At 63.6% G+C, this 4670-nt stretch carries 6 protein-coding genes and 1 pseudogene; 4 read left to right on the forward strand and 3 right to left on the reverse strand.

What is annotated here, in order from left to right:
* Positions 1–257: 257 nt before the first annotated feature.
* Positions 258–848 carry a TIGR00645 family protein gene (locus tag Q8R73_RS11900; protein ID WP_305719744.1) on the forward strand — a complete coding sequence of 197 codons (591 nt, stop codon included), beginning with the start codon at positions 258–260 and terminating at the stop codon, positions 846–848.
* Positions 849–898: 50 nt separating this feature from the next.
* Positions 899–2092: a lytic murein transglycosylase gene (locus Q8R73_RS11905; protein WP_305719749.1), complete on the forward strand. Its 1194-nt coding sequence runs from the start codon at positions 899–901 to the stop codon at positions 2090–2092.
* Positions 2093–2256: 164 nt separating this feature from the next.
* Here Q8R73_RS11905 and Q8R73_RS11910 read toward each other — a convergent pair whose 3' ends face one another.
* Together Q8R73_RS11910 and Q8R73_RS11915 are read right to left on the reverse strand one after the other, a co-directional pair.
* Entirely contained in the window at positions 2257–2529 is a 273-nt protein-coding gene (locus Q8R73_RS11910; RefSeq protein ID WP_305719745.1) for a hypothetical protein, read from the reverse strand.
* A gap of 232 nt (positions 2530–2761) precedes the next feature.
* A complete protein-coding gene (locus Q8R73_RS11915) occupies positions 2762–3070 on the reverse strand; it encodes a hypothetical protein (RefSeq protein ID WP_305719746.1) in 309 nt (102 codons plus the stop codon).
* Between the two features lie 299 nt (positions 3071–3369).
* Here Q8R73_RS11915 and Q8R73_RS11920 point away from each other — a divergent pair, with 299 nt between their 5' ends.
* Together Q8R73_RS11920 and bfr are read left to right on the forward strand one after the other, a co-directional pair.
* Positions 3370–3639, forward strand: a complete 270-nt coding sequence (locus tag Q8R73_RS11920; protein WP_305719747.1) for a bacterioferritin-associated ferredoxin — start codon at positions 3370–3372, stop codon at positions 3637–3639.
* Between the two features lie 115 nt (positions 3640–3754).
* Positions 3755–4240, forward strand: coding sequence for a bacterioferritin (gene bfr / locus Q8R73_RS11925; protein ID WP_305719748.1), 486 nt, complete (start codon positions 3755–3757; stop codon positions 4238–4240).
* Positions 4241–4343: 103 nt separating this feature from the next.
* Here the strand turns inward: bfr and Q8R73_RS11930 are convergent.
* A pseudogene (locus Q8R73_RS11930) lies at positions 4344–4670 on the reverse strand (hypothetical protein); the annotation flags it as partial.

Raw genomic sequence — 4670 nt, forward strand, 5'->3', positions numbered from 1 at the left:
ACCACGTCATTGCGAGCGCCGCGAAGCAATCCATCTATCAACCGGCACTGCTGTGAGGTGGATTGCTTCGCGGCGCTCGCAATGACGTTGATGGGCCGGAGCCATCATCCCGCACCGGCGGAAAACAAGCGCTGACGGAATAAAACCTGCGCCAAAAGGCCGCTTGGCCCGGTCTGTCCGAAAATGTGCCATATATCCGGTGCTAGAACAGCCCGCGAACCGCCCGACTCAGTCCCCCCCCAGAAAGACCCCGATCCATGTCCATGACGCCGGAAACACCGCTGCCTCCCAAGGCCATCAGGGCGGCATTGCGTCCGATCCCGATGCTGATCTTCGGCTCGCGCTGGCTGCAGCTGCCGCTCTATATCGGGCTGATCGTCGCGCAGTGCGTCTATGTCGTGCTGTTCATGAAGGAGCTCTGGCACCTGTTCCAGCACTCCTTCGACTTCACCGAGCAGCAGATCATGCTGGCGGTGCTCGGGCTGATCGACGTGGTGATGATCTCCAACCTGCTGGTGATGGTCATCGTCGGCGGCTATGAGACCTTCGTCTCCCGCCTCAACCTGCAGGGGCATCCCGACGAGCCGGAATGGCTGAGCCATGTCAACGCCAGCGTGCTCAAGATCAAGCTCGCGATGGCGATCATCGGTATCTCCTCGATCCATCTGCTGCGCACCTTCATCGAGGCGGGGGCGCTGGGATCGGACAAAAGCAACTACACCGAAACCGGCGTGATGTGGCAAACCATCATTCACACCATCTTCATCCTGTCGGCGGTCGGCATCGCCTGGGTTGACCGGCTGTCCAATCTCGCCACCGAAGAAGCGAAGAAAGCCGTTTCGCATTGATGGACGGCCTGAGAAACCGTGCGATCGCGGCACTCCTGATCGCGGCGGCGATGTCGCTGGCAACCATGCTGCCCGCGCGCGCCGCGGACGCCGGGTTCACCCGGTTCATCGCCTCGCTGTGGCCGGAAGCGCAGGCCGCCGGCGTCCCGCGCGCGGTGTTCGACGCCGAGACCCGCGGCCTCGCGCCGGATACCAAGCTGCCCGACCTGATCCTGCCCGGACGTCCCGCGACCGGCGCGCCGTCGCAGGCCGAGTTCGTGCAGGTGCCGGCCGACTACGTCAGGGAAGCCAGCATCGCGCGCCTGGCCGCGGAGGGCCAGAGGCTGATGAAAAAACACCGCGCCACGCTCGACGCGATCGAAACGCGTTTCGGCGTGCCCGGCAGCGTCGTGCTGGCGATCTGGGGCCGCGAGACCGATTTCGGCCGCCACCGGCTGCCCTATGACGGTCTGCGCGTGCTGGCGACGCAGGCCTGGGTCGGCCGCCGCAAGGAGCAGTATCGCATCGAGTTCATCGCGGCACTGAAGCTGATCGGCGACGGCGTGGTGACGCGCAAGGATCTGCGCTCGTCCTGGGCCGGCGCCACCGGCCTCACCCAGTTCCTCCCCTCCGAACTCGGCAAGCACGGCATCGATCTCGATGGCGACGGCCGAATCGACATCTGGCATTCGGTGCCGGACGCGCTGGCGTCCGCGGCACAACAGCTCGTCAACAAGGGCTGGCAGCCGGGCGTGCGCTGGGCCTATGAAGTGCGCGCGCCGGCCAGCGCCGATTGCACCATGGGCGTGCCCGAGGTGACAAAACCGATCGGGCAGTGGATGCGCGAAGGTTTTGTGCCGGTGCGCGGGCAAAAGCTCGGGGCGGCCGAGCAGGCGCAGCCGGCTTCCCTGCTGCAGCCCGAGGGCATCTACGGCCCGGCGTTCCTGACCACGAAAAACTATTTCGTCATCAAGGAATATAATTTTTCGGACCTGTACGTGCTGTTCGTCGGCCATCTTGCCGACCGCATCGTGAGCCCGCAGCCGTTCGCCACGCCGTGGTCGGCCTCGACGCAGTTGCGCACCACCTCGGTCGAGGCGATGCAACGGCACCTCACGCGCATCGGCCTCTACAGCGACAAGGTGGACGGCAAGGCGGGCATGAAAACCCGCGCCGCGCTCGGCGCCTATCAGAAATCCGCCGGGCTGAAGGTGGATTGCTGGCCGAGCGAGGCCGTGCTGCGCGCCATCAGCGCCGCGCGCTGATTAAGTTTCGTCATTGCGAGCGAAGCGAAGCAATCCATCTGGCAACGAAAAGACAGAATGGATTGCTTCGTCGCAAGGGGCTCCTCGCAATGACGGTCTTCAACAGAAAAAACCCGGCCGCAGCGGCCGGGTTCGTTCATGTCGGGCTTTCGAAGCCGGTCAGATCAGTTGCAGATCTCGACGCGGCGATAGCTCCAGCCGTAACCGTCCCAGAAGCGCTCGCGCACCAGGCGGCAGGCCGGGTATTCGTCGATATAGACCGGGGCAGGTGCGGCGTAGGCCGGGCGGCTGGAGGCAATCGCGCCGCCGATGATGGCGCCGCCGATCAGTCCCCCCACAACGCCTGCGGCAACGCCACGCTGGGCGCTGGCGGGCGTCGAGGCGAACGAGCCAGCGATGGTTGCGACCAGCGCGAAGGCAGCAAGTGTCTTCTTCATTTCCAGACTCTCCTCAGGTGGCGCGCGCGGCGCCGGGTTCAGGTTGCCCTCACGGGCGGTATTCGAAAATTGGCCGTCGCACTAGAGAAAGCGCACAACCGTCAATCGAACGTAAACGCTGTCGAGGTCTTGTCCGGAAAAAGCGGTTTTTTCAGGCCTTCAACAGCAAACGTCCCGAAAATCGATGATCTTCGGGACGTTCGTCGGGGCTCTTAATGAAGATGAACGGAGCCTAGTCGCAGACTCGTACGTCGCGCGCGCGCCAGCCGTAACCGTCCCAGAAGCGCTGGCGCTGCCAGAAGCAGCTGGGCGCCGCGACATAGGCCGGACCGCCGTAATAGCCGTAGCCGGGCCCGTAATAACCCGGTCCGTAATAGCCGTTCTGGGATGCGATCATGCCGCCGACGACGGCGCCGCCGAGCAATCCGGCCGCGACACCCGCGGCAATCCGGCCGTTGCGGGCTTCGGCGGTTTGCGGCGCGGCCACGGCCGAAACAGCCAGGGTGGCGACCGCAGCGAGCGCCATCAATGTCTTCCTCATGGCTTCACCTTTCTCATGGGATCAGGACAGTGCGAGGCAGTATCGGGCAAAAGTTCCACATTTCGGTTGAATGTTCAATGAACGGACGCGAAGGAAACCGGTTGCAAGACGCGCTTTTTGCGGCGCACAGGCCGACGCCGCAGCCGATTTGATCTAGCGCAATTCACCCTTTTTAGACTGCTTCTAGGCTGCTCCGGCAGCAGTTTGGAATTGCTTGAAAGTGTGTCTTTTCCTTTTGCTTCCCGCCGCGGCCTTCAATATCTGTGGGGCCACGCATCACCGATGGGCCTGCCGTTTCCATGATCGTTTGTTCCTGTAACGTCATCAGCGACCAGGATATCCGCAGCGCCGTCGCCGCTGCGGAGAGCCTTCCCCGCAATGCCAAGCAGATCTATGGTTGCCTCGGCTGCAGCGCCGAATGCGGCCGGTGCGCGCGCACCATCAAGACGATCATCGACGAGGCGTTGGGGGCCTGCGCCAAGTCCTGCTGCTCCGGGTGCCAGCACACCGAGGCCAGCGCCCAACCCCAAGCCCAACCCCACGCCGAGTTCGCGCTCGCGGCCTCCTGAAATCCGCAAAACCCCGCTGCCGTCCCGGTTGGCGCCGTCCAGCAGAGGCTTGCTCTGGCACCCTAACTGATTTAGAAACGTTCTAAGTCATTTACTCGGATGCGGAGAGATCACCATGCAGGGCGACGCGAAGGTTATAGAATACCTCAACAAGGGCCTGCGCAGCGAGCTCACCGCCATCAACCAGTATTGGCTGCATTACCGGCTGCTCAACAACTGGGGGCTGCTGGATATGGCCAAGGTCTGGCGCAAGGAATCCATCGAGGAGATGGAGCACGCCGACAAGTTCACCGACCGGATCCTGTTCCTCGACGGCTTTCCCAACCTGCAGGTGCTCGATCCCTTGCGGATCGGCCAGAACGTCAAGGAAATCATCGAGTGCGATCTGGCCTCCGAGATCGCCGCCCGCACGCTGTACCAGGAAGCCGCGACGCACTGCCACGGCGTCAAGGATTACGTCAGCCGCGACCTGTTCGAGAGCCTGATGAAGGACGAGGAGCACCACATCGACTTCCTCGAAACACAGCTCGACCTGATCAACCGCATCGGGCTCGAACTCTACACGCAGAAGCACGTCGGCGGGCTCGAGAGCGAGCACTAGGACGACGAACGCAACGGCTCGTCATGGCCGGGCTTGACCCGGCCATCCACGTCTTCGAGCGCGCGAAATCATAGAGCGCGCTCAGGCCGCACTCCCAAATCTCTCACAGCTGTTCCCGGTACCGCGCCTCGACCACGGCCTGGCTTTCGGGCTCGCCGAGGCTGGTCTGGTCGTGGATCACCTCGGCGATGCTCGGCAGCACCGCGCGTTCGACCCGGCTCTCCTGCGACCACAGCTTCGAGCGCATCAGGGCCTTGCCGCAATGGAAATAGGCCTCACGCACGCTGACAACCAGCGCGGCGCGTGGAAGCTTGCCGAACTCCACCATCGACGCCAGCAGATCCGGATCCGCCGAGACCTTGCCCTTGCCGCCGACCCGCAGCGTCTCGTCGATGCCCGGCACGAAGAAGATCAGCTGCACGAAGCCCGA

It is taken from the genome of Bradyrhizobium sp. (genome assembly GCF_030697065.1).
GTDB lineage: Bacteria > Pseudomonadota > Alphaproteobacteria > Rhizobiales > Xanthobacteraceae > Bradyrhizobium.

Bases quoted from the DNA above. Each gene is read 5' to 3' on its own strand.
- Q8R73_RS11910 (WP_305719745.1), bottom strand. From the start codon at position 2,529: ATGAAGAAGACACTTGCTGCCTTCGCGCTGGTCGCAACCATCGCTGGC.
- Q8R73_RS11915 (WP_305719746.1), bottom strand. From the start codon at position 3,070: ATGAGGAAGACATTGATGGCGCTCGCTGCGGTCGCCACCCTGGCTGTT.
- Q8R73_RS11905 (WP_305719749.1), top strand. From the start codon at position 899: ATGTCGCTGGCAACCATGCTGCCCGCGCGCGCCGCGGACGCCGGGTTC.
- Q8R73_RS11920 (WP_305719747.1), top strand. From the start codon at position 3,370: ATGATCGTTTGTTCCTGTAACGTCATCAGCGACCAGGATATCCGCAGC.
- Q8R73_RS11900 (WP_305719744.1), top strand. From the start codon at position 258: ATGTCCATGACGCCGGAAACACCGCTGCCTCCCAAGGCCATCAGGGCG.
- bfr (WP_305719748.1), top strand. From the start codon at position 3,755: ATGCAGGGCGACGCGAAGGTTATAGAATACCTCAACAAGGGCCTGCGC.